This is a genomic window from Nocardioides pymetrozini, from assembly GCF_046058985.1.
GTDB lineage: Bacteria > Actinomycetota > Actinomycetes > Propionibacteriales > Nocardioidaceae > Nocardioides.
In genome coordinates this window covers 1,968,455-1,992,078 of the sequence record NZ_CP175556.1, presented here as the reverse complement: position 1 = coordinate 1,992,078, position 23,624 = coordinate 1,968,455, and the positions used below count along the sequence as shown (strand labels likewise).

At 69.4% G+C, this 23,624-nt stretch carries 15 protein-coding genes and 2 rRNA genes; 2 read left to right on the top strand and 15 right to left on the bottom strand.

Annotated features, from left to right (window positions below):
* Nucleotides 1-59 precede the first annotated feature (59 nt).
* From ACJ5H2_RS09705 to argC, 12 genes are all read right to left on the bottom strand, one after another.
* Nucleotides 60-3,185 (bottom strand): 23S ribosomal RNA (locus tag ACJ5H2_RS09705).
* Between the two features lie 355 nt (nt 3,186-3,540).
* Nucleotides 3,541-5,059: ribosomal RNA gene (locus ACJ5H2_RS09700) — 16S ribosomal RNA — on the bottom strand.
* Together the 16S and 23S rRNA genes form the textbook arrangement of a ribosomal RNA operon.
* A gap of 392 nt (nt 5,060-5,451) precedes the next feature.
* Entirely contained in the window at nt 5,452-6,882 is a 1,431-nt protein-coding gene (argH, locus tag ACJ5H2_RS09695; RefSeq protein ID WP_408899356.1) for an argininosuccinate lyase, read from the bottom strand.
* On the bottom strand, nt 6,879-7,397 hold the full coding sequence (locus tag ACJ5H2_RS09690; protein WP_408899355.1) for an NUDIX hydrolase: 519 nt from the start codon (nt 7,395-7,397) through the stop codon (nt 6,879-6,881). Before ACJ5H2_RS09690 ends, argH begins: the two co-directional genes overlap by 4 nt.
* Nucleotides 7,397-8,827, bottom strand: a complete 1,431-nt coding sequence (gene argG, locus ACJ5H2_RS09685) for an argininosuccinate synthase (protein WP_408899354.1) — start codon at nt 8,825-8,827, stop codon at nt 7,397-7,399. Before argG ends, ACJ5H2_RS09690 begins: the two co-directional genes overlap by 1 nt.
* Complete coding sequence (locus ACJ5H2_RS09680) at nt 8,824-9,351, bottom strand: arginine repressor (protein WP_408899353.1); 528 nt, start codon at nt 9,349-9,351, stop codon at nt 8,824-8,826. The genes argG and ACJ5H2_RS09680 overlap by 4 nt, the downstream gene beginning before the upstream one ends.
* Before the next feature lies 1 nt (nt 9,352).
* Complete coding sequence (gene argF, locus ACJ5H2_RS09675) at nt 9,353-10,279, bottom strand: ornithine carbamoyltransferase (RefSeq protein WP_408899352.1); 927 nt, start codon at nt 10,277-10,279, stop codon at nt 9,353-9,355.
* Nucleotides 10,276-11,442: an acetylornithine transaminase gene (locus ACJ5H2_RS09670; RefSeq protein WP_408899615.1), complete on the bottom strand. Its 1,167-nt coding sequence runs from the start codon at nt 11,440-11,442 to the stop codon at nt 10,276-10,278. The genes argF and ACJ5H2_RS09670 overlap by 4 nt, the downstream gene beginning before the upstream one ends.
* A 41-nt stretch (nt 11,443-11,483) precedes the next feature.
* On the bottom strand, nt 11,484-12,422 hold the full coding sequence (gene argB, locus ACJ5H2_RS09665) for an acetylglutamate kinase (RefSeq protein ID WP_408899351.1): 939 nt from the start codon (nt 12,420-12,422) through the stop codon (nt 11,484-11,486).
* On the bottom strand, nt 12,419-13,573 hold the full coding sequence (gene argJ, locus ACJ5H2_RS09660) for a bifunctional glutamate N-acetyltransferase/amino-acid acetyltransferase ArgJ (RefSeq protein ID WP_408899350.1): 1,155 nt from the start codon (nt 13,571-13,573) through the stop codon (nt 12,419-12,421). The genes argB and argJ overlap by 4 nt, the downstream gene beginning before the upstream one ends.
* Before the next feature lie 22 nt (nt 13,574-13,595).
* Nucleotides 13,596-13,994 carry an ACT domain-containing protein gene (locus tag ACJ5H2_RS09655; RefSeq protein ID WP_408899349.1) on the bottom strand — a complete coding sequence of 133 codons (399 nt, stop codon included), beginning with the start codon at nt 13,992-13,994 and terminating at the stop codon, nt 13,596-13,598.
* Entirely contained in the window at nt 13,991-15,043 is a 1,053-nt protein-coding gene (gene argC, locus ACJ5H2_RS09650) for an N-acetyl-gamma-glutamyl-phosphate reductase (protein ID WP_408899348.1), read from the bottom strand. The genes ACJ5H2_RS09655 and argC overlap by 4 nt, the downstream gene beginning before the upstream one ends.
* Nucleotides 15,044-15,124: 81 nt before the next feature.
* Between argC and ACJ5H2_RS09645 the strand changes: the two genes are divergently transcribed.
* Together ACJ5H2_RS09645 and ACJ5H2_RS09640 are read left to right on the top strand one after the other, a co-directional pair.
* The gene (locus ACJ5H2_RS09645; protein ID WP_408899347.1) at nt 15,125-16,114 is read left to right on the top strand and encodes an ATP-binding cassette domain-containing protein; all 990 of its coding nucleotides are present in this window, start codon (nt 15,125-15,127) and stop codon (nt 16,112-16,114) included.
* A complete protein-coding gene (locus ACJ5H2_RS09640) occupies nt 16,114-16,947 on the top strand; it encodes an ABC transporter permease (RefSeq protein WP_408899346.1) in 834 nt (277 codons plus the stop codon). Before ACJ5H2_RS09645 ends, ACJ5H2_RS09640 begins: the two co-directional genes overlap by 1 nt.
* A 3-nt stretch (nt 16,948-16,950) precedes the next feature.
* On the opposite strand, the gene ACJ5H2_RS09635 is transcribed toward ACJ5H2_RS09640, so the two are convergent.
* The 3 genes from ACJ5H2_RS09635 to pheS are packed head-to-tail and all read right to left on the bottom strand — an operon-like array spanning nt 16,951 to nt 23,620.
* The gene (locus ACJ5H2_RS09635; RefSeq protein ID WP_408899345.1) at nt 16,951-20,016 is read right to left on the bottom strand and encodes a BTAD domain-containing putative transcriptional regulator; all 3,066 of its coding nucleotides are present in this window, start codon (nt 20,014-20,016) and stop codon (nt 16,951-16,953) included.
* The gene (gene pheT / locus ACJ5H2_RS09630) at nt 20,016-22,499 is read right to left on the bottom strand and encodes a phenylalanine--tRNA ligase subunit beta (RefSeq protein ID WP_408899344.1); all 2,484 of its coding nucleotides are present in this window, start codon (nt 22,497-22,499) and stop codon (nt 20,016-20,018) included. The genes ACJ5H2_RS09635 and pheT overlap by 1 nt, the downstream gene beginning before the upstream one ends.
* On the bottom strand, nt 22,496-23,620 hold the full coding sequence (pheS, locus tag ACJ5H2_RS09625) for a phenylalanine--tRNA ligase subunit alpha (protein WP_408899343.1): 1,125 nt from the start codon (nt 23,618-23,620) through the stop codon (nt 22,496-22,498). The genes pheT and pheS overlap by 4 nt, the downstream gene beginning before the upstream one ends.
* Between the last annotated feature and the right edge of the window lie 4 nt (nt 23,621-23,624).

The window sequence follows — 23,624 nt, the reverse complement described above, 5'->3', positions numbered from 1 at the left end:
CGCGCAGCACCAATCACAACTGGTGTTGTTTGGTGTTGTTGGGTGTGTAAGTGGTTTGTTGTGGCAAGTCTTCGGCCTATTAGTACCGGTCGGCTGGGCATTACTGCTGTACACCTCCGGCCTATCAACCCAGTGTTCTGCTGGGGGCCTTAACCCACAAAGGGGTGGGAAACCTCATCTTGAAACGTGCTTCCCGCTTAGATGCGTTCAGCGGTTATCACTTCCGAACGTAGCCAACCAGCCATGCACCTGGCGGTACAACTGGCACACCAGAGGTTCGTCCATCCCGGTCCTCTCGTACTAGGGACAGCCTTTCTCAAGTTTCCTACGCGCGCGGCGGATAGGGACCGAACTGTCTCACGACGTTCTAAACCCAGCTCGCGTGCCGCTTTAATGGGCGAACAGCCCAACCCTTGGGACCTACTCCAGCCCCAGGATGCGACGAGCCGACATCGAGGTGCCAAACCATCCCGTCGATATGGACTCTTGGGGAAGATCAGCCTGTTATCCCCGGGGTACCTTTTATCCGTTGAGCGACCACGCTTCCACTCGCAGTGGCCGGATCACTAGTTCCGACTTTCGTCCCTGCTCGACATGTCTGTCTCACAGTCAAGCTCCCTTGTGCACTTACACTCAACACCTGATTGCCAACCAGGCTGAGGGAACCTTTGAGCGCCTCCGTTACATTTTGGGAGGCAACCGCCCCAGTTAAACTACCCATCAGGCACTGTCCCTGAACCAGATCATGGCCCTAGGTTAGACATCTAGTACGACCAGAGTGGTATTTCAACGATGACTCCACCCCAACTGGCGTCGAGGCTTCACAGTCTCCCACCTATCCTACACAAGCCGAACCAAACACCAATGCCAAACTATAGTAAAGGTCCCGGGGTCTTTCCGTCCTGCCGCGCGTAACGAGCATCTTTACTCGTAGTGCAATTTCGCCGAGTCCATGGTTGAGACAGTAGGAAAGTCGTTACTCCATTCGTGCAGGTCGGAACTTACCCGACAAGGAATTTCGCTACCTTAGGATGGTTATAGTTACCACCGCCGTTTACTGGGGCTTAAATTCTGAGCTTCGACTTGACGTCTAACCCGTCCTCTTAACCTTCCAGCACCGGGCAGGAGTCAGTCCGTATACATCGTCTTACAACTTCGCACGGACCTGTGTTTTTAGTAAACAGTCGCTTTCCCCTGGTCTCTGCGGCCTCCTGTGCTTCCCCCAGCAAGTGGGTTCACACATCGGGCCCCCCTTATCCCTAAGTTACGGGGGCATTTTGCCGAGTTCCTTAACCATGGTTGTCTCGATCGCCTCGGTATTCTCTACCTGATCACCTGAGTCGGTTTCGGGTACGGGCGGCTCATGGCTCGCTAGAGGTTTTTCTCGACAGCATAGGATCACCCACTTCGGCCATACGGCCTCGGCATCACATCTCAGACTCACCCACCCAAGGGCTGCGACCCGGATTTGCCTAGGCCACGTCCTACATGCTTACCCGCCGTCTACCATCGCGGCGGTTGGGCTACCTTCCTGTGTCACCCCATCGCTTGACTACTACCGGATCGGATCCCACGCTCCACACAACCGCCTCACCCCGAAGGGATCGGTCAGCTGCGCTTCGGGTGGTTAGCATCACCGGGCTCGTCATGGGCGCCATTTCGCCGGTACGGGAATATCAACCCGTTGTCCATCGACTACGCCTGTCGGCCTCGCCTTAGGTCCCGACTTACCCAGGGCAGATTAGCTTGACCCTGGAACCCTTGATCAATCGGCGCACGGGTTTCTCACCCGTGATTCGCTACTCATGCCTGCATTCTCACTCGTGTCACGTCCACACCTGGATCACTCCGGCGCTTCACCCCTGACACGACGCTCCCCTACCCAACCGCACCCCTGAACCACCATCACGTGGGGCTTGGGTTGACATGCGATTGCCATGGCTTCGGCGGATGGCTTGAGCCCCGCTACATTGTCGGCGCGGAATCACTTGACCAGTGAGCTATTACGCACTCTTTCAAGGGTGGCTGCTTCCAAGCCAACCTCCTGGTTGTCACTGCGACTCCACATCCTTTTCCACTTAGCCACCTCTTAGGGGCCTTAGCCGATGGTCTGGGCTGTTTCCCTCTCGACTACGAAGCTTATCCCCCGCAGTCTCACTGCCACGCTCTCACTTACCGGCATTCGGAGTTTGGCTAACGTCAGTAACCTTGTAGGGCCCATCGGCTATCCAGTGCTCTACCTCCGGCAAGAAACACGCAACGCTGCACCTAAATGCATTTCGGGGAGAACCAGCTATCACGGAGTTTGATTGGCCTTTCACCCCTATCCACAGGTCATCCCCTCCATTTTCAACTGAAGTGGGTTCGGTCCTCCACGCCGTCTTACCGGCGCTTCAACCTGCCCATGGATAGATCACTCCGCTTCGGGTCTAGAACACGCGACTCAAACGCCCTATTCGGACTCGCTTTCGCTACGGCTTCCCCACACGGGTTAACCTCGCCACGTATCGCTAACTCGCAGGCTCATTCTTCAAAAGGCACGCCGTCACCCACAACAGGCTCCGACGGATTGTAGGCACATGGTTTCAGGTACTATTTCACTCCCCGCCAGGGGTACTTTTCACCTTTCCCTCACGGTACTGGTCCGCTATCGGTCATCGAGGAGTATTTAGGCTTAACGGGTGGTCCCGCCAGATTCACACACCATTCCAGGAGTAGCGTGTTACTTGGGAAATGCTGAACACAGCCAGACACTGTCGTCTACGGGGCTATCACCCGCTCCGGCACCGCTTTCCAACGGACTTCGACCTCGCATCTGGTTTCTTACTGCGCGCCATCCCGGCAGAGACAGCAACAACACTCCCACAACCCCCACACCGCAACGCCTGCCGGCTATCACACGACATGGGTTTAGCCTCATCCGATTTCGCTCGCCACTACTCTCGGAATCACTTTTGTTTTCTCTTCCTACGGGTACTGAGATGTTTCACTTCCCCGTGTTCCCTCCACACACCCTATTTCATTCAGGTGCAGGTAACTGGACATGACTCCAGCTGGGTTTCCCCATTCGGACATCCCCGGATCAACGCTCGGTTGCCAACTCCCCAGGGCATATCGCAGGCTCCAACGTCCTTCATCGGCTCTCGATGCCAAGGCATCCACCATGTGCCCTTAACAACTTGCCCACAACAAACCACCAACACACACAACAACAAAAGCCGTCGATGCATCAACGATCGAAGTGAAGCAAACCAATTAAGAGAACACACAAAACAATCACGAAACAAACACTATAATTAATGCTCGCGTCCACTATGAAGAAATCAAACAACCAGAAGCCCAACCAGCACCCACCCAAGACCAGCTCGAGCAGACGTCTGATGCCTCAGACACCCAACAGCGTGCCACACCTACCGAACACACCCACCCGACGAGACAACCCCACCGAACAGACATGCCCAACGATTGCTGCGTTCCACTAGCGAACACCCCAAACAGTCAACGACTCACTCGGCCGCCGACAACGGGTGTGCTCCTTAGAAAGGAGGTGATCCAGCCGCACCTTCCGGTACGGCTACCTTGTTACGACTTCGTCCCAATCGCCAGCCCCACCTTCGACGGCTCCCCCCACAAGGGTTAGGCCACCGGCTTCGGGTGTTGCCGACTTTCGTGACGTGACGGGCGGTGTGTACAAGGCCCGGGAACGTATTCACCGCAGCGTTGCTGATCTGCGATTACTAGCGACTCCGACTTCATGGGGTCGAGTTGCAGACCCCAATCCGAACTGAGACCGGCTTTTTGGGATTCGCTCCCCCTCACGGGATCGCAGCCCTTTGTACCGGCCATTGTAGCATGCGTGAAGCCCTGGACATAAGGGGCATGATGACTTGACGTCATCCCCACCTTCCTCCGAGTTGACCCCGGCAGTCTCCCATGAGTCCCCGGCATAACCCGCTGGCAACATGGAACGAGGGTTGCGCTCGTTGCGGGACTTAACCCAACATCTCACGACACGAGCTGACGACAGCCATGCACCACCTGTACACCAGTATCAAAGAGACCCCTATCTCTAGGGGCTTCCGGTGTATGTCAAACCCAGGTAAGGTTCTTCGCGTTGCATCGAATTAATCCGCATGCTCCGCCGCTTGTGCGGGCCCCCGTCAATTCCTTTGAGTTTTAGCCTTGCGGCCGTACTCCCCAGGCGGGGCGCTTAATGCGTTAGCTACGGCACGGAACCCATGGAATAGGTCCCACACCTAGCGCCCAACGTTTACGGTGTGGACTACCAGGGTATCTAATCCTGTTCGCTCCCCACACTTTCGCTCCTCAGCGTCAGGTAATGCCCAGAGAACCGCCTTCGCCACCGGTGTTCCTCCTGATATCTGCGCATTTCACCGCTACACCAGGAATTCCATTCTCCCCTGCATACCTCTAGTCTGCCCGTATCGAAAGCAAGCAACCAGTTAAGCTGGCTGTTTTCACTCCCGACGCGACAAACCGCCTACGAGCCCTTTACGCCCAATAATTCCGGACAACGCTCGGACCCTACGTATTACCGCGGCTGCTGGCACGTAGTTGGCCGGTCCTTCTTCTACCCCTACCGTCACTTGCGCTTCGTCGGAGTTGAAAGAGGTTTACAACCCGAAGGCCGTCATCCCTCACGCGGCGTTGCTGGATCAGGCTTCCGCCCATTGTCCAATATTCCCCACTGCTGCCTCCCGTAGGAGTCTGGGCCGTGTCTCAGTCCCAGTGTGACCGGTCACCCTCTCAGGCCGGCTACCCGTCAAAGCCTTGGTGAGCCATTACCTCACCAACAAGCTGATAGGCCGCGAGCACATCCTGCGCCGAAAAAACTTTCCACACCACCACATGCGTGACAGTGTCATATCCGGTATTAATCACCGTTTCCGGTGGCTATCCCAGAGCACAGGGCAGATTACTCACGTGTTACTCACCCGTTCGCCGCTCGAGTACCCCCGAAGGAGCCTTTCCGCTCGACTTGCATGTGTTAAGCACGCCGCCAGCGTTCGTCCTGAGCCAGGATCAAACTCTCCATAAGAAAATCCAAACCTGACAACACGACCCCACTGACAAAAACTTGTCATCAGAATCATCATTGCCGAAAACACACACCCAACCCCAAACAGGATCAGGCGCACACAAACATTCGCAACAATCTATGCATGACACACTGTTGAGTTCTCAAACATCACACGCACTCACGCCTCGGCCTCGTGGGCTTCGGTCGCGGGGCAACCTGTGAAACGTTAGTGGTTCGCCTCCTGCTCGTCAACTCCGGGCGACCGGAGTCTCAGACCTGGATCTGAACCGTGCTGCGGACGCGGCGAAACCTCGTGTTTGGGGCCTTGCCCCGGAGGTTCTCGCTGCGTTCCCCGCAACGAGAAGAACATTAACAGCAAACGTCCCCCTCGTTGCAAATCGGGGTCCCCCTCAGCGCGCGGAGCGCGCCGCCTGGACGCGTTTGCGCAGGTCAGCGAGCTGTTCGGCGACACGGACCGGAGCGGTGCCCCCGCGCCCGTCCCGCGAGGCGACCGACCCGGCGACCGTCAGGACGGCGCGTACCTCCGCGGTCAGGTGCGGCGAGATGGCAGCGAACTGCTCGTCGGTGAGCTCGTCGAGCTCGATGCCGAGCCCCTCGCACTCGCGCACGCACGCACCGGCCAGCTCGTGGGCGACCCGGAACGGCACGCCCTGCTTGACCAGCCACTCGGCGATGTCGGTCGCGAGCGAGAAGCCCTGCGGGGCCAGCTCACCCATCCGCACGGTGTCGAAGACGAGCGTCGCGATCTGACCGGTGAACGCCGGCAGCAGGACCTCGAGGGTGTCGACCGAGTCGAACACCGGTTCCTTGTCCTCCTGCAGGTCGCGGTTGTAGGCAAGCGGCAGAGCCTTCAGCGTGGTGAGCAGCCCGGTGAGGTTGCCGACCAGGCGCCCGGCCTTGCCTCGGGCGAGCTCGGAGATGTCCGGGTTCTTCTTCTGCGGCATGATGCTCGACCCGGTCGACCAGGAGTCGTGCAGCGTCACGAAGCCGAACTCCTTCGTCGCCCACAAGATCACCTCCTCGGCGATCCGGCTGATGTCGATGCCGGTCTGTGCGGCGACGAAGGCGAACTCTGCCACGAAGTCGCGCGATGCCGTGCCGTCGATCGAGTTCGCGGTCGAGCCGGTGAAGCCCAGCTCGCGGGCCACCAGCTCGGGGTCGAGGCCCAGGCTCTGGCCCGCCAGCGCGCCGGAGCCGTACGGCGAGTCGCCGGCCACCCGCCGGCGCCAGTCGCCGAGCCGGTCGACGTCGCGCAGCAGCGCCCAGGCGTGCGCGAGCAGATGGTGGGAGAGCAGGACCGGCTGCGCGTGCTGCAGGTGGGTCCGCCCGGGCATGACGGCGGGTCCCCCGTCCACCGAGGTCAGGTGCCGCTCGGCCTGGTCGGCCAGCGCGTCCACCAGGTCGAGGACCAGGCCGGCGACCGTGACCGCGTGGTCGAGCAGGTAGCACCGGAAGAGCGTGGCGATCTGGTCGTTGCGCGAGCGCCCGGCCCGCAGCTTGCCGCCGACCTCGGGGCCGACCTCCTCGATGAGCAGCCGCTCGAGCGCGCCGTGGACGTCCTCGTCGGCGGGGCCGGGCCGGAGCGAGCCGTCGCTGAAGCGGCGGGCGAGAGCGTCGAGCCCGCGGTGCAGCTCGGCCTCCTCGTCGGCGCTGAGCAGGCCCGCCGCACCGAGCGCCTTCGCGTGGGCGTGGGAGCCCGCGATGTCGTAGAGGCCGAGGCGCCAGTCGAAGTGGGTCGAGCGCGAGAGCGCGTCGAGCTCCGGCGACGGCCCGCCCTCGAAGCGCCCGCCCCACAGCTTGCCGGTGTTGGTCTCGCTCATGCCCTCACTCCTCGTACGTGGCCGATCGCCGCTCGCATCTGGTCGACCAGCCGCGGGTCCACCGCACGGCCGTCCCGCTCGAGGTCCTCGGGCGTCCACCAGGCCGCGTCGAAGATCGACTGCGACTCCAGCAGGTCCAGTCCCTCGAAGCTGACGGGCGTCTCCTCGAGCGCGACCGCGAACAGGGTGGACTCGTTGACGTAGTCGCGGCCGTTCCACGAGAACGCGACCTCGAAGGTCCCGAACGGCTCACCGAGCCGGTCCGCGGACACCACGATGCCGGTCTCCTCCCGCAGCTCCCGGGCCGCCGCCTGCGCCAGGGACTCCCCCGGATCGGCCGCGCCGCCGACCGAGAACCAGTAGCGCACCGCCGGCACGGCGGGATCGCAGCCGAGCAGCAGCAGCACCCTGCCCTGCGCGCTGACCGGCAGCACCCGGGCCACCGTGCGCCGCGTGGGCCGTCCGGGGCCCGCCCGCTCGCCCTCGCCCATCCCGTCGGTCACCCCGTCCGTCATCAGTCGGTCCCGAGCTCCATCGCCGCCTCCTCGAGGATCGCCTCGCCCTCGTCGCCCCCGTCGGGGTTCGCGGTGATCTGGTCGTAGCCGCCCGCCGGGAGCTCGCCGAACAGGGTGCCGTGCTCGACCAGGACCGTGCCCTGGTCGAGCGGCTGGCCGGCGTACTGCTCGAGCTTCGCGCGCGAGTCGGCGATGTCCAGGTTGCGCATGGTCAGCTGGCCGATGCGGTCCGTCGGGCCGAAGGCGGCGTTCTCGACGCGCTCCATCGACAGCTTCTCGGGGTGGTAGGAGAAGTTCGGGCCCTCGGTGCGCAGGATGGTGTAGTCGTCGCCGCGACGCAGGCGCAGGGTGACCGTGCCGGTGACGAGCGAGGCGATCCAGCGCTGGATCGACTCGCGCAGCATCAGAGCCTGCGGGTCGAGCCAGCGGCCCTCGTAGAGCAGCCGGCCGAGCTTGCGGCCCTCGAGGTGGTAGTTCGCGAGCGTGTCCTCGTTGTGGATCGCGTTGAGCAGACGCTCGTACGCCGCGAACAGCAGCGCCATGCCGGGCGCCTCGTAGATGCCACGCGACTTCGCCTCGATGATGCGGTTCTCGATCTGGTCGGACATGCCCAGGCCGTGGCGCCCGCCGATGGCGTTCGCCTCCAGCACCAGCGCGACCGGGTCGTCGTACCGCTTGCCGTTGATCGCGACGGGACGACCGGCTTCGAAGGTGACCGACACGTCCTCGGTCTCGATGGCCACGGAGGGGTCCCAGAACTTGACCCCCATGATCGGCTCGACGACCTCGAGGGAGACGTCGAGGTGCTCGAGGGTCTTCGCCTCGTGGGTGGCGCCCCAGATGTTGGCGTCGGTGGAGTACGCCTTCTCGGTGGAGTCGCGGTAGGGCAGGCCGTGGGCGAGGAGCCACTCGCTCATCTCGTGCCGGCCGCCGAGCTCGGCCACGAAGTCGGCGTCGAGCCACGGCTTGTAGATGCGCAGCTCCGGGTTGGCCATCAGGCCGTAGCGGTAGAAGCGCTCGATGTCGTTGCCCTTGTAGGTCGACCCGTCGCCCCAGATGTTGACGTCGTCGGCCTGCATCGTGCGCACCAGCATGGTGCCGGTCACGGCGCGACCGAGCGGGGTCGTGTTGAAGTAGGCCTTCGCACCCGAGCGGATGTGGAAGGCGCCGCAGGCGAGGGCGGCGAGCCCCTCCTCGACCAGCTGCGGCTTGATGTCGACCGCTCGGGCGATCTCGGCGCCGTACTCGCGGGCACGCACGGGGACGCCGGCGATGTCGGGCTCGTCGGGCTGACCGATGTCGGCGGTGTAGGTGCAGGGGATCGCACCCTTCGCGCGCATCCACGCGACGGCGACGGAGGTGTCGAGGCCGCCGGAGAAGGCGATGCCGACGCGCTCTCCCCGGGGCAGGGAGGTCAGGACCTTGCTCAACTGTGTTCCTTTCGGGTGTCGCCTTCGGCGAGAGCGGTGAACATGTGGGCCAGGGCGTCTCCCCCGGCGGGATCGCGCCCGATCACGAGCACAGTGTCGTCGCCGGCGATCGAGCCCAGCACGTCGGCCAGCTCGACCTTGTCGATCGCGCTGGCCAGGAACTGGGCCGCACCCGGGGGCGTGCGCAGCACCACGAGGTTCGCGCTGGCCTCCGCGCTGACGAGCAGCTCGGTGGCCAGGCGCGAGAGGCGGTGGTGGGCGCCCGCGCCCTCGCCGGTCACGGGCGCGCGGTTCCCGCCCTCGGCGGGCACGGCGTACACCAGGGCGCCGCTGGCGGAGCGCACCTTGACCGCGTCGAGCTCGAGCAGGTCCCGGCTCAGGGTGGCTTGGGTGACGTGCACGCCCCGCTCGCCCAGCAGGTCGGCGAGCTCCGGCTGCGAGCGCACCTCGCGCGTCTCCAGCAGCTCGACGACGATCGCCTGCCGGGCGCTCTTCGTCATCGGGGTCAGGGCGTGCTCGTGCATGTCAGGACCTCTGGTCCTCGAGCCACGAGAGGATCGCCTTCTGGGCGTGGCGCCGGTTCTCCGCCTCGTCCCACACGACGCTCTGCGGCCCGTCGATGACCTCGGCCGCGATCTCCATCCCCCGGTACGCCGGCAGGCAGTGCAGCACGATCGCGTCCGGCTTCGCCGCGGCGACCAGCTCGGCTGTCACCGACCAGGGGCCGAAGACGGCGCGGCGGGCGGACGCCTCGTCCTCCTTGCCCATCGAGACCCAGGTGTCGGTGATCACGACGTCGGCGCCCGCGACGGCCTCGTGCGGGTCGGCCACCGCAGTCCCGGACCCGCCGGTCTCGGCACCGATCTCGCGGGCGCGGGCGAACATGTCCTCGCCCGGGACGTAGCCGTCCGGGCCACTGACCCGCACGTGCATGCCCGCGGTGGCGCCCGCCAGCAGCCAGGAGTTGCCCATGTTGCAGGCGCCGTCGCCGAGGAAGGCGGCGGTCAGGCCGGCCAGCTCGCCCTTGTGCTCGCGGATGGTGAGCAGGTCCGCCAGCAGCTGGCAGGGGTGGAAGTCGTCGGTCAGCGCGTTGACGACGGGAACCCCGGCGTACGACGCCATCTCCTCGAGGCTCGCCTGCGCGAAGGTGCGCCACACGATCTGCGACGCCTGGCGGCCCAGCACGCGGGCGACGTCGGCGACCGACTCCCGCTTGCCGATCCCCGCGAGCGTGCCGTCGACGAGCATCGGGTGCCCGCCGAGCTCGGCGATGCCCGCGGCGAAGGACGCCTGCGTGCGCAGGGTCGGCTTGTCGAAGATCATCGCGACCGTGCGCGGCCCGGCGAGCGGCTTGGTGTCGTAGGGGTGGGCCTTCATCTGCGCCGCCAGCGCCAGCACCTCGGCCTGCTCGGCGGGCGTCAGGTCGTCGTCGCGCAGGAACGAGCGGGTCATCGGGCCACCTCCGCGTGGTCGAGGATCGTCGGCCAGGCGGCGGCGAAGGCCGCCACGTCGGTGTCGGGAAGGTTCAGCGGCGGCGCCATCCGGATCCGCTCCGGCGTCGCCGCGTTGAGCAGGAAGCCCGCGTCCTGGGCGGCGGAGACCACCTCGGCGGCCTTCGGCTCGACGAGCGTGAGCCCGACGAGGAGCCCCTCGCCCCGGGTCTCCACCACGCGCGGGTCCGCTGCGGCCGCCTCGCGCAGGCCTCGCCCCTGGGCCTCGGCGTGCGCGAGCAGGCCCTCGTCCTCGATCACGTCGAGGACGGCGAGCGCGGCCGCCGCGGCGACCGGGTTGCCGCCGAAGGTGGTGCCGTGGTTGCCGGGGTCGAAGAGCTTGCCGGCACCGTGGGTCGCCAGGCAGGCGCCGACGGGAATCCCGCCGGCGAGGCCCTTGGCCAGGGTGACGATGTCGGGCACGACCGGCGCGTCGACCAGCGCCGGGTGCTGGTGGGCGAACCACGCGCCGGTGCGGCCCACCCCGGTCTGGATCTCGTCGAGCCACAGGAGGGCCCCGCTCGCGTGGGCGATCTGCTGCGCGCTGGGGAGGTAGTCGCGCGGCGGCACGATGACGCCGGCCTCCCCCTGGACCGGCTCGACGAGCACGGCCGCGGTGTCCCGGTCGACGGCTGCCTCGAGGGCCGCCGCGTCGCCGTAGGGGACGAAGACGACCTCGCCGGGCAGCGGCTCGAAGGGCTCGCGGTAGGCCGCCTTCGAGGTCAGAGCCAGCGCGCCCATGGTGCGCCCGTGGAAGGAGCCCTCGGTCGCGACGATCTTCGTGCGCCCGGTACGCCGGGTCAGCTTGAGCGCCGCCTCGTTCGCCTCGGCGCCCGAGTTGGTGAAGAACACCCGGGTCTCGACCGGCTCGGCCACACCGGCCCGGAGCAGCGCGCCGAGCCGCTCGGCCAGCGTGATCTGCGGGGCGCTCGCGAAGAAGTTCGAGATGTGGCCGAGGGTCTGCAGCTGCTCGGTGACCGCGGCGACCAGTCGCGGATGGCCGTGGCCCAGCGCGTTGACCGCGATCCCGCCCAGCAGGTCGACGTACTCGCGGCCGTCGACGTCCCACACGTGCGCGCCGGCACCGCGGGCCAGCACGGTCTTCGGCGGCCCGAAGGTGTTCATCAGCGCGCCCGTGTAGCGCTCGGTCCAGGCAGCATTGGTCGTCACGTCGACGTCTCCCTCGCCTTGCGGGTCTTCGTGGTCACGCCGGGGAGCACCTGGGTGCCCACACCCTCGTCGGTGAACAGCTCCAGGAGGACGGCGTGCGCCTGGCGCCCGTCGACGACCGTGGCGCGCTTGACCCCGTCGCGCACGGCCTGCAGGCAGGCGCTCATCTTCGGGATCATGCCGCTCGCCAGGGTCGGGAGGATCTCCTCCAGCGCCTCGGGGCTGATCTCGCCGATGACCTCCTCCGGGTCCGGCCAGTCGAGGTAGAGGCCCTCGACGTCGGTGAGGACGAGCAGCTTCTCGGCGCCGAGGGCGGCGGCCAGCGAGGCGGCGGCCGAGTCGGCGTTGACGTTGTGCACGACCCCGTCCACGTCGGGCGCGACGCTCGAGACCACCGGGATCCGGCCGGCCTCGATCAGGTCCAGCACCGCCTCGGGCCGGACCTGCGCGACCTCGCCGACCAGCCCGAGGTCGACCTCCTCGCCGTCGACCACGGTGTTGGTCTGCTCCGCGGTGAACAGCCCCGCGTCCTCACCCGAGAGACCGACCGCCAGTGGACCGTGCTCGTTGATGAGTCCCACGAGCTCGCGCTGCACCTGGCCGACCAGCACCATCCGGACGACGTCCATCGCCTCGGGCGTGGTGACCCGCAGGCCGCCACGGAACTCCGACTCGATGCCGAGCCGGTCGAGCATCGTGGAGATCTGCGGACCGCCCCCGTGCACGACCACCGGTCGGAAGCCGGCGAAGCGGAGGAAGGCGATGTCCTCGGCGAAGGCGCGCTTGAGCACGTCGTCGGTCATGGCGTTGCCGCCGTACTTCACCACGACGACCTTGCCGTGGTAGGCCTTCAGCCAGGGCAGCGCCCCGGCGAGGGTCTCGGCCTTGAAGGGGTCGGGCTTGCCCGACTCGTGGGTCTCCGCGGGGTTGCTCATGAGGAGTAGGCGCTGTTCTCGTGGACGTAGGCGTGGGTGAGGTCGTTGGTCCAGACCGTCGCCTCGGCGTCGCCGGACTTGAGGTCGATGGTCACGCTCACCTTCCGCTCGGACAGGTCGACGAGCGCGGGGTCCTCGGCGGGGGTGCTGTTGCGGCAGACCCACACGCCGTTCATCGCGACGTCGAGGTCGGCAGGGTCGAACGCGGCGCTCGTCGTACCGACCGACGCGAGCACCCGGCCCCAGTTCGGGTCCTTGCCGAAGACGGCGGCCTTGAACAGGTTGCTGCGGGCCACGCTCCGGCCGACCTCGACCGCGTCGTCCTCGGAGGCGGCGTTGACGGTGGTGATCGCGATCTCGTGGTCGGCTCCCTCGGCGTCGGCCAGGAGCTGGACCGCGAGCGAGCGGCAGACCTCGGTCAGCGCGGCCGTGAAGTCCGCGCGGGTCGGGGTCACGCCGGACGCACCGCTCGCCATGACGGTCACGGTGTCGTTGGTCGACTGGCAGCCGTCCGAGTCGAGCCGGTCGAAGGTGACCCGGGTCGCCGCGCGCAGCGCGGCGTCCAGGTCGCCGGCGGGGACGACGGCATCGGTCGTGATGACGACGAGCATGGTCGCGAGGGCCGGCGCGAGCATGCCGGCACCCTTGGCCATGCCGCCGATCGACCAGCCGGCGTCGTCGGTGACCACGACCTGCTTGCTCACCGTGTCGGTGGTCATGATCGCCTCGGCCGCGGCATCGCCGCCGTCCGGCGAGAGCCGGGCGTGCACGGCGGCGACCCCGTCGAGCAGGGTCTGGCGGTCGTTGACCAGGCCGATCAGGCCGGTCGAGCAGACGACGACGTCGCCGGGCGCGATCCCGGCGAGCTCGCCGACCCGCTCGGCGACCTGGTGGGTGGTCTGGAAGCCCTCGGGGCCGGTGTAGCAGTTCGCTCCACCGGAGTTGAGCACGACGGCGCGCACGACGCCGTCCTTGACGACCTGCTCGCTCCACAGCACGGGATTGGCCTTGCACCGGTTGCTGGTGAACACCGAGGCCGAGTCGAAGGTCGGGCCCTGGTTGAGGACCAGGGCGAGGTCGGGCTTGCCGGTGGACTTCAGGCCGATGGCGGCGCCGGCGGCGACGAAGCCGGCGGGGTGGGTCACGCTCACGGAAGGTTCCTTCTGCTGGGTGCTATGGGACGGGGACGGCGGGGGCGACGGTGTGCCCCGATCGTCGCCACGCCTCCTCGGCCCGGTCGGCCATGCCCGTCGGGACCAGGACCCAGTCGGTGTCGAAGGTGGAGAGCACGAACACCGGGACCTCGGCCTCGGCGAGCGGGCTCAGCATGGCGACCAGGACACCCGGCGTCGCCAGGTCCTGGGTGCCGTCCACGCAGAAGGCGGTCCATGGCTTCTGGTGCCGCGCCTTCTTCGGCACGCTGCGGCCGGCACACACCAGCGAGGTCTCGGTGGCGGTCGCCGTGATCGCGAAGACCGAGGACGACTCCGCCCACAGCGGGATCTCGGCCCCGGCGGGGAGCCGTACGACGGCCAGGGTCTCGGGATAGCGGGAGAGGGAGAGCTCGGTCACGGGGCCAGTCCTACCGTCGAGAGGCCGGTGGTCTCGTCGAGACCCAGGGCGAGGTTCATGCACTGCACGGCGGCGCCGGCGGTGCCCTTGGCGAGGTTGTCGACCGCGCCTACGGCGACCAGCCGTCCCGCCGCCTCGTCGACGGTCACCTGCAGGTGGACCGCGTTGGAGCCGAGGACCGCCTGGGTCTGGGGCCACTGGCCCGCGGGCAGGACGTGGACGAAGGGCTCCTCGGCGTAGGCCTTGGCGTAGACCGCGTGGGCCTCCTCCGCCGTCACGGCGCCGGCGAGAGGCGCCGAGCAGGTCGCCAGGATGCCGCGGGGCATCGGCACGAGCACGGGCGTGAAGCTCACCCGCACCTCGGCGCCGGTGCCGGCCACGCGGCTCAGGCTCTGGGTGATCTCGGGCGTGTGCCGGTGGACCCCGCCCACGCCGTACGCGCTGGTGCTGCCCATCACCTCGCTTCCGAGCAGATGGGGCTTGGCGGCCTTGCCGGCGCCGCTGGTGCCGGAGGCGGCGACGACGACGACGTCGGGGACGACCAGCCCTCCGGCGACGGCCGGGGCGAGGGCGAGAGAGGAGACCGTGGGATAGCAGCCGGGTACGGCGACCCGCGTGGCGCCCCGGAGGGCCGCGCGGTTGCCGGGCAGCTCGGGCAGCCCGTAGGGCCAGGTGCCGGCGTGGGCGCTGCCGTAGAAACGCTCCCAGGCCCCGGCGTCCTCGAGACGGAAGTCGGCGCCGCAGTCGATGACGACCACTCCCGCGTCCCGCGCGGACAGCTCCTCGGCGAGCGCGCCGGACTGTCCGTGGGGCAGCGCGAGGAAGACGACGTCGTGCCCGGCGAGCACCTCCGCGGTGGTCGGCTCGAGCACCCGCTCCGCCAGGGGCGTCAGGTGGGGCTGCAGCGCGCCCAGCCGCTCCCCTGCGTTGCTGCCCGCGGTGAGCGCGCCGATCTCGACTCCCGGATGGCCCAGCAGCAACCGGACGAGCTCACCCCCGGCGTACCCGCTGGCGCCGGCGACGGCGGCCCTGACCCTGCTCATGTGCATGAATATACAGGGTCATGCATGAAACCGCGAAGGGGGTCCGCTGAAGGCGGACTGAAGGCGACGGGCGGGACGCTCGGCCCCATGAGCGACATCCTGCACCCTCCACCCCCGGACCGCGACCTCGCGGTCGACGCCCGCGGCCTGGTCAAGGCCTTCGGGACCTTCCGGGCCGTCGACGGCATCGACCTCCAGGTACGGCGAGGCGAGGTCTTCGGCGTCCTCGGGCCCAACGGCGCGGGCAAGACCACGACCCTGTCCATGCTCGCCACGCTGCTCCCCATCGACGGCGGACGCGCCGCCGTCTTCGGCGTCGACGTCGCCGCGGACCCGCACCGGGTCCGCCAGCTGCTCGGCGTGACCGGCCAGTACGCCTCCGTGGACGAGAACCTGACCGCGACCGAGAACCTGGTCCTCTTCGCGCGGCTGCTCGGCCACCGCCGGCAGCGGGCCTACGCCCTCGCCGACGACCTGCTCGAGCGCTTCGGCCTGACCGAGGCCGCGGGCCGCCAGATCAAGGCCTTCTCCGGCGGCATGCGACGGCGTCTGGACCTCGCGGCGTCCCTCATCGCCCGCCCGCCGCTGATCTTCCTCGACGAGCCGACCACCGGCCTGGACCCCCGCACCCGCGGCCAGATGTGGGACACCATCCGAGAGCTGGTCGCGCAGGGCTCGACGATCCTGCTGACCACCCAGTACCTCGACGAGGCCGACCAGCTCGCCGACCGCATCGCCGTCATCGACGCGGGCCGCAAGGTCGCCGAGGGCACGCCGGAGCAGCTGAAGGCGGGCGTGGGCTCCTCGACGCTGCACCTGCGCCTGGCCGAGCGGGGCCAGACGGCCGCCGCGGCCGCCGTCGTGGAGCGCGCGCTGGGCGAGGCGCCGGTGCTCACCCCGGAGGCCGGCGGACTCAACGTCCCACTCGCGGACGCGGACCGCGCCGGCGACATCCTCATCGCGCTGCGCCAGGCGGAGGTCTCGATCACCGCCGCGACCGTCCGCCAGCCCACGCTCGACGAGGTGTTCCTCGCCCTGACCGGGCACCACAGCGACCCCACCGAGGAGGTGGCCTGATGACCGCGACCATCGACACCCGTTCCGCCGTCGGCGCTCCGCTCGACCCGGCGGCCCTGCCGGCCCGGCCCTCGCTGCGCGAGACCGTCGACCAGACCCTGGCCATGGCCTGGCGGGCGACGAAGAAGATGCGCCGCAACCCCGAGCAGTTCTTCGACGTCACCATCCAGCCGCTGCTCTTCACCGCGATGTTCGCCTACGTCTTCGGCGGCGCGATCTCGGGCAGCGTCAGCGCCTACCTGCCGATCATCATCCCGGGGATCCTCGCGCAGACGGCGCTGACGTCCTGCATGGCGATGGGCACCCAGCTGCGCGAGGACATGGACAAGGGCGTCTTCGACCGCTTCCGGTCCCTGCCGATCGCACGGATCGCGCCCCTCGCCGGACCGGCCCTCGCCGACGTGATCCGCTACCTGGTGGCCGCGACCCTGACCATCCTGGTCGGCATCGCGATGGGCTACCGGCCGGGTGGCGGCGTGCTGGGCACGCTCGGCGGCTGGCTGCTGACCATCGTCGCGGCATGGTCGCTCGCCTGGATCTTCACCTGGCTCGGCACCGTCGCCCGCTCCGCGCAGGCGGTCCAGGGCATCTCGATGATGATCATGTTCCCACTGACCTTCCTGTCCAACGCCTTCGTCCCCGCCGACTCGCTGCCGGGCTGGCTGGAGGCGTTCGTGAAGGTCAACCCGGTCTCGCACGTGGTGACGGCCTGTCGCGACCTGATCAACGAGGGTCGCCTCACCGCCGAGGTCGGCTGGGCGCTGCTCGGCTGCGCGGCGGTGGTCGCCATCTTCGCTCCCCTGGCGGTGCGGTCCTACTCCCGCAAGCTCTGAGGGTCAGCGCAGCAGCCGAGCGACGACGTCGCGAGCCTCGTCCAGCAGGTCAGGCCCGCGACGCTCGCCGTACGCGACGTCGAGGCGCGCTCGCTCCCCCGGCACCGCGTCGTCGCAGCGCGCGGCGGCCCGCTCCCAGGAGAGGGAGGGCACGAAGCGCGGGTAGCCCAGGCGGTCGGCGAGCACCAGCAGCCGGACCGCGTCCTGCGGCGGCAGCGTGCCGAAGCGCAGCGACCAGGTCCCGAGGGCGAAGAGCATCAGGCCCAGGACCGGGACGTCGACGAAGTGCCGCTCGCGGTCGAGGACGCGGGGCAGGGCCTCCACCAGCCACCGGTGCGCCTCCCGGCCGCGCGGCTCGCGGTCGTGGAGGGCGAAGGCCACGAGGGTGACGGTGTTGCCGTAGATCAGCCAGGGCGCGATGTCGGCGTCCGCCCCCATGCCGGGGAAGCGCACCGCGGCCATCGCCTCGGCCGCCTGCTCCACGACCCGGCAGCCCTCCTCCACGTCGCCACGGGCGAAGGCGATCTCAGCCTGGGTGACCAGCACCGTGCCGCGCGCCGTGTAGGCACCCGCCGCCGCCCGGTCCAGGTGCGCCAGCACGTCGTCGAGGACCCGCTGCGCGGCAGCGGGGTCGTCGCGCTCGAGCCAGGCGACGGCGGAGATCGTCATCGCCTGGAGGGCGTCCTCGTGGGCACCGAGCCGGACCAGGACCGGTACGGCGGCGCGCGCGTGCGGCTCGGCGTCGGCGATCCGTCCGAGCTGGCTGTAGAGCCCGGCGAGCTGCGCGTGCAGCACCGCGCTCGTCCACGGCCCGCTGTCGTCGGTGGTGATCGCCAGCGCCTGCTCCGCGGCCGCGATCGCTGCCGGGGCGTCCCCGATGTTCTCGCGCTCGTGGCTGCGCCACTGCAGCGCGATGCCGCGGACCAGCGGGTCCGGGTCGCCGACGAGCTCGTCCGCAGGCGTCAGCAGCGGGCTGGCCGCCGGCGCCTTGGCCCCGAGCACCACCGTGGTCATCGCCGCGATCCGCGGGCTCGTCGTACCGGGCCCGAGCGCGGTCAGCGCCGCGAGGAGGACCTCGAGCACGTCGAGCTGCGCGATCCAGGAGTTGACCAGGGTCAGGCACAGGGCGGCGCGCGCCTGGTCGGCGCGCTCCGGGCTGACCGGCAGCTCGCCGAGGACGCCCGCGACCGCCTCGCAGAGCACGATCACCCGGGCGTGCACGCCGCGGATGCTCCAGAAGCTCCCCAGCAGTGCGAGCAGCGCCGCCACGGCGTCCGGATCGCGGGCCACGAGCGCCTTGCGGAGGGCGTCGGCGAGGTTGGCCTCCTCGACGGCGATGGCGTCCATGACCTCCACCTGGTCGCGCGAGAACACCCGCGGCGCGTGCCGGTCGGCGAAGGCGACCGCCCAGGCCAGATGGGCCGCCTGCGCCTGGGCCGCCTCGCCGGCGTCGACCAGCTGCATCCGGCCGAACTCGCGGACCGTCTCGAGCATGCGGTAGCGCAGCGGCCCGCTGCCGCCGTCGAGCACCGTCAGCAGTGACTGGGCGACGAGCTCCTCGACCGAGGCGAGCGCGTCCGCACCGAGCACCGTCTCGGCCGCCGCGAGGGTCAATCCGTCCTGGAACACCGAGAGCCGCCGCAGGGCACGACGGTCCCGGTCGGCGAGCAGGTTCCACGACCAGTCGATGACCGCGAGCAGGGTCTGGTGGCGGTCCGGGGCGGCGCGGTCACCCCCGCGCAGCAGGGCGAAGCGGTTCTCCAGGCGCGCTGCGATGTCGGCGACGGCCATGGCGCGGACCTTGGCGGCGGCCAGCTCGAGCGCGAGCGGCAGGCCGTCGAGTCGCTCGACGATCTCCGCGACGGCACCCTCGGGCAGCGCCACACCCGGCCGAGCAGCCAGCGCACGCTGTCGGAAGAGGTCGGCGCCGTCCGCGGCGCCGAGCCGGCCGAGCTCGAAGACGTGCTCACCCGCGATGGCGAGCGGAGCCCGGGTCGTGGTGAGCACACGCAGCGTCGGCGTGACGGCGACCAGGAAGGCGACGAGGTCGGCGACGGCACCGACGACGTGCTCGCAGTTGTCGAGCACGAGCAGGGTCGGCGCCCGGTCGAGCTGCTGGGCGATCCGCGAGCGCACGTCGCGCAGCTGGTCGGGGGTCAGCACGTGCCGACCGGTGACCGAGTTCCGCACGCCGAGCGCCGAGCCGACCTCGGCGACGACGTCGGCCGGGTCCACCACGCCGACCAGCTCGACCACGTGGACGACGGGCTGGTCGGCGTCCGCGGCGACCAGCTGCGCCAGACGGGTCTTGCCGAGTCCGCCCGGGCCGAGGATCGAGACGACGCGGTGCGAGCGGACCAGGGCACGCAGCCGGGCGAGGTCGCCGTCGCGTCCGACCAGGCTGCTGGCGTAGTGGCTCAGGCCCGAGCGCTCCGGGCTGTCGCGCAGGAGCAGCTCGCGGTGCAGGGCCTGCAGCTCCGGGGACGGGTCCACGCCGAGCCGGTCGGACAGGCTCGCCCGGTGCCGCTCGTAGCGGGCCAGCGCGGCGGGCGCGCCCCGCACGGCCGACTCGCTGCGCAGCAGGGCGGCGAGGGCGGGCTCGTCGCCGGCGCAGCCCGCCTCCTCCAGCAGCGGGAGCGCCTCCTCGTGCCGGCCCAGTCCGGAGAGGATCCGTCCGGCGAGCGCGGGCACGCCCTCGAGCTGCGGGAGGTACGCCGCCGCCTCGCTCCATGCGCCCGCGGCGGCCGCCGTCCGCGCCGCCTCGATCGCCCGCTCCCGGGTCCAGAGGTCGACGTCGTCGGGGCCGAGCGCCAGCCGGTAGCCGTGACCGGCGCGCTCGACGACCTCGGGCCCGGTGGCCGCACGGGCCCGGGACACCACGACCTGCAGCGCCTTGGTGGGGCGCGCGGGCGCACCCTCCCCCCAGATTTCCTCGATGAGGCGGTCCTCGGGGACGATCCGCCCTCCCGCCCGCGCCAGCGACACCAGCAGCGTGCGCGTCCGCTCGCCCGGCACGGCGGCGCCGTCCCAGGTGACCTCGCCGGTCAGCCGCAGCCGCGGCGCGGGCATCAGCGTTGCACTGCTCCCGTCAGCTCCGCGGCCCGCGCCACCGCCGCGTCGCGCGCGGCACCGGTCTCGGCCTCGGTGAGGGTGCGGTCGGGGGCCCGGAAGCGCAGCGCGAAGGCCAGCGACTTCTGTCCCTCCTCGATCTGCTCCCCGGTGTAGACGTCGAAGAGCCGGATGGACTCGAGCAGCTCGCCGGCGCCCTCACGCAGCGCGGCCTCCACCGCGGAGACCGTCACCGCGGCGTCCACGACGAGCGCGACATCCTCCTTGGCGACCGGCATCGTCGAGAAGCGCGGACCGGGCGTCACCTCGGTGGCGGCGGCCATCAGGGCGTCGAGGTCGAGCTCGACGGCCGCGCTGCGGGCCGGGAGACCGTAGGCCTTGACCACGCCTGGGTGCAGCTCGCCGGCGTGACCGACCTCCACCCCGTCGATGCTCACCAGGGCGCAGCGGCCCGGATGCCAGGGCATCCGGCTCGCCGAGGCGACCTCGACGGTGACGCCGAGGTCCGCGGCGAGACGGCGTACGACGGCCAGGGCGTCGGTCCAGCCGGCCTCGGTGCCCGCCCCCCACCAGCCCGCGCGACGGCGCTCGCCGGCGAGGACGACGGCGAGGTGCTGGGGCTGGACGGGCAGGGCCTCGACCAGCTTCTCGAGCTCGGCCTCGGAGGGGCGGGTGTGCACGCCGTAGATCGGCGCCGGCCCGTTGTCGGAGGGGAAGGCGACCGTGCCGGTCTCGAACAGCGCGACGCCGGCGGCGCCGCGGCTGACATTGCGGGCGGCCGCGTCGAGCAGGCCCGGCAGCAGGGTCGTGGTGTAGGCCGGCTCCTCGCTGGAGAGCGGGTTGGCCAGCCGGACCGTCGCGCGCAGCGGGTCGTCGGCCGGCAGCCCGAGCTTGTCGAAGGTGGCCTCGCCGACGAACGGGAAGGTGACCACCTCGACCAATCCGGACCCCGCGAGGGTGCGCCCGATCCGGCGGCGCAGCCGCTGGGTGCGGGTCAGGCCCCGGCCCGTGGCACGCCGCGGGAGCACGCTCGGCACCTGGTCGTAGCCGACGATCCGGACGACCTCCTCGACGAGGTCGTGGGGGTCGTTGACGTCGGGGCGCCAGGTGGGCGGCGTGACCTCGATGGTGGCCGCGTCGTGCTCGACCACGACGGCTCCGATCGCGCGCAGGCTCTCCACGGTGGTCATCGCGGTGATGTCGATCCCGCTGAGCCGCGCGGGGAGGTCGGTCGCGATGGTGATCGAGGGGCGCTCCGGCGCCGTGCCGACCAGGGTGAAGCCGGGCTCGGCGGTCGCGCCGCCGTGCTCGACGAGGAGCTCGACCACCCGGTCCGCCGCGATGCCGGGCAGCAGCGGGTCCACGCCGCGCTCGTTGCGCTTGCCCGCCTCGGAGGTGAGCTTGTGCCGCTTGCCGGTGCGGAACATCGACACCGCGTCCCAGTGCGCTGCCTCGACGAGGATGCGGGTGGTGGACGCCGACATCTCGGTCGACGCACCGCCCATCACGCCGGCCAGTCCGATCGGGCCGGAGTCGTCGGTGATGACGAGGTCCTCGGTGGACAGCTCCCGGTCGACGTCGTCGAGCGTGGTGAGCCGCTCGCCCTCGCGGGCCCGGCGCACCCCGAGCGCTCCGGAGACCTTGTCGGCGTCGTAGCCGTGGATCGGCTGGCCGAGCTCGAGCATGACGTAGTTGGTGATGTCGACGGCGAGCGAGATGGAGCGCATCCCGGCCTGCTCCACGCGACGCCGGATGAACTCGGGGGTGGCAGCGGTCGGGTCGAAGCCGCTGACGAGACGGGCGGCGAAGACCGGACAGCCGACCGGGTCGTCCACGACGACCTCCCAGGCGCGCCCGTCGACGGCCGGCAGCTCGCGCTCGGCGGGGTCGGCGAAGGGGACGGCGAAGCCGAGCGCGGCCTCCCGCGCCAGGCCGCGCAGGGACAGCGCGTAGGCCCGGTCCGGGTTGATCTCGAACTCGATCACCTCCTCGTCGAGGCCGAGCAGGCCGAACACGTCGTCGCCGGGGGCGCCGGCGTCCGGCGGCAGCACGAGGATGCCGTCGTGGTCGTCGCCGATGCCGAGCTCGCGGACCGAGCAGATCATGCCCGCCGACACGTGCCCGTAGGTCTTGCGCGCGGAGATCTCGAAGCCGCCGGGCAGCGCGCCACCCGGGAGGATGACGACGACGAGGTCGCCCGGCTCGAAGTTGTGGGCGCCGCACACGATGCCCTGGGGCTCACCGGTGCCGTTCGCGTCCCCGACGTCGACGCTGCACCAGTTGATGGTCTTGCCGTTCTTCTGCGGCTCGGGCTCCTTGGTGAGCACCTTGCCGATGACGAGCGGGCCGCGGATGCCGGCGCCGGCGGCGTGGATGCCCTCGAGCTTGAGCCCCAGGGCGGTGAGCCGGTCGGTCAGCACCTCGGTGGTGACGTGCTCGGGCAGGTCGACGAGCTCCCGGATCCAGGAGACAGGGGCCTTCACAGTTCACTCCCGAATGCCGTGGTGAAGCGCACGTCGCCCTCGAACAGGGTGCGCAGGTCCTCGAGGCCGTGCCGGAACATCAGCGTCCGGTCGATGCCCATGCCGAAGGCGAAGCCGGAGAAGCGCTCCGCGTCGATCCCGCAGGCCTGGAGCACACGCGGGTTGACGATCCCGCAGCCGCCCCACTCGATCCATCCCTCTCCGCGACACGTGCGGCAGGCGTCGGGACCGTCGTCCTTGAGCCCGGTGCCGCGGCACACGAAGCAGGTGAGGTCGACCTCGGCGGAGGGCTCGGTGAAGGGGAAGTACGACGGCCGGAAGCGCGTGGTGATGCCCTCACCGAACATCTGCGAGGCGAAGTGGTCCAGGGTGCCCTTGAGGTGCGCCATCGAGATGCCCTCGTCGACGGCGAGCCCCTCGACCTGGTGGAACATCGGCGAGTGCGTGGCGTCGTACTCGTCGGTGCGGAAGACCCGCCCCGGGCACACGACGTAGATCGGCGCGTCGGCGGACACACCGCGGGTGAGCATGGTCCGCGCCTGCACCGGGCTGGTGTGGGTGCGCAGCACGACGTGGTTGTCGGCGGGCTCGGTCCAGAACGTGTCCTGCATCGTGCGCGCGGGGTGGTCCGGCCCCAGGTTGAGGGCGTCGAAGTTGAGCCACTCGGCCTCGATGACCGGGCCCTCGGCGACCTCCCAGCCCATGGCCACGAAGATGTCGGCGATCAGCTCGGCGCCCGTGGTCAGCGGGTGGCGGCCGCCGGCCGGCACCTCGTCGGTCGGCAGCGTGACGTCGACGGCCTCCTCGACGAGGATCCGCGCCTCGTGCTCGGCCTCCAGCTCCACCTGGCGCGCGGCGAGTGCCTGGCTCACGGCTCCGCGCGCCTGCCCCACGCGCTGGCCGGCCTCCTTGCGGGCCTGGGGTGGCAGCGCACCGATCTCGCGGTTGGCGAGAGCGAGCGGGGAGCGGTCGCCGGCGTGCTCGGTGCGCACCGCCTTGAGCTGCTCCAGGTCGGTGGCGGCGGCGATCGCGGCCAGCGCGGCGTCGCGCGCCGCCTCGACCTCAACAGGGCTCACGGCGGCGACCTCCACGGGGTCGTAGTCAGTGTTCGGGCCAGACATCGTG

Excerpts from the sequence above, each read along its gene's own strand:
- argH (WP_408899356.1), bottom strand. The coding sequence starts at position 6,882 with ATGAGCGAGACCAACACCGGCAAGCTGTGGGGCGGGCGCTTCGAGGGC.
- ACJ5H2_RS09690 (WP_408899355.1), bottom strand. The coding sequence starts at position 7,397 with ATGACGGACGGGGTGACCGACGGGATGGGCGAGGGCGAGCGGGCGGGC.
- ACJ5H2_RS09680 (WP_408899353.1), bottom strand. The coding sequence starts at position 9,351 with ATGCACGAGCACGCCCTGACCCCGATGACGAAGAGCGCCCGGCAGGCG.
- argF (WP_408899352.1), bottom strand. The coding sequence starts at position 10,279 with ATGACCCGCTCGTTCCTGCGCGACGACGACCTGACGCCCGCCGAGCAG.
- ACJ5H2_RS09670 (WP_408899615.1), bottom strand. The coding sequence starts at position 11,442 with ATGAACACCTTCGGGCCGCCGAAGACCGTGCTGGCCCGCGGTGCCGGC.
- argB (WP_408899351.1), bottom strand. The coding sequence starts at position 12,422 with ATGAGCAACCCCGCGGAGACCCACGAGTCGGGCAAGCCCGACCCCTTC.
- argC (WP_408899348.1), bottom strand. The coding sequence starts at position 15,043 with ATGCACATGAGCAGGGTCAGGGCCGCCGTCGCCGGCGCCAGCGGGTAC.
- ACJ5H2_RS09645 (WP_408899347.1), top strand. The coding sequence starts at position 15,125 with ATGAGCGACATCCTGCACCCTCCACCCCCGGACCGCGACCTCGCGGTC.
- ACJ5H2_RS09640 (WP_408899346.1), top strand. The coding sequence starts at position 16,114 with ATGACCGCGACCATCGACACCCGTTCCGCCGTCGGCGCTCCGCTCGAC.
- ACJ5H2_RS09635 (WP_408899345.1), bottom strand. The coding sequence starts at position 20,016 with ATGCCCGCGCCGCGGCTGCGGCTGACCGGCGAGGTCACCTGGGACGGC.
- pheS (WP_408899343.1), bottom strand. The coding sequence starts at position 23,620 with ATGTCTGGCCCGAACACTGACTACGACCCCGTGGAGGTCGCCGCCGTG.